Origin of the sequence: Elizabethkingia argenteiflava (assembly GCF_009904105.1) — a bacterium.
Classification (GTDB): Bacteria; Bacteroidota; Bacteroidia; order Flavobacteriales; family Weeksellaceae; genus Elizabethkingia; species Elizabethkingia argenteiflava.
Genome location: NZ_JAAABJ010000060.1, coordinates 1 through 255, shown reverse-complemented (window position 1 = coordinate 255; position 255 = coordinate 1). Strand labels below are relative to the sequence as shown.

1 pseudogene is annotated in these 255 nt (G+C 33.7%); it reads left to right on the top strand.

Features of this window, described 5'->3' with window-relative positions:
* A pseudogene (locus tag GNY06_RS00295) lies at positions 1-250 on the top strand (IS5 family transposase); the annotation flags it as partial.
* Positions 251-255 lie beyond the last annotated feature (5 nt).

Genomic DNA, 255 nt, shown 5'->3' with positions numbered 1-255 from the left:
TGATGGTGGTTATCGTGGGGAAATAGTAGATCTGGTAAAAAAGGGGTTTGGATACATTATTCAGGTTGTTTTAAGGCCTGATAAGCAAAAAAAGAATTTTCAGCCTATCCATAAAAGATGGATTATTCAAAGAACATTTGCTTGGTTTGATAACGATCGAAGACTATGCCGAATTTATGAACTGCTAATCGAAAATGCAGAAGAAATGGTTAAAGTGGCCGCTATAAAACATTTATTGAACAAAATTTAAACAGA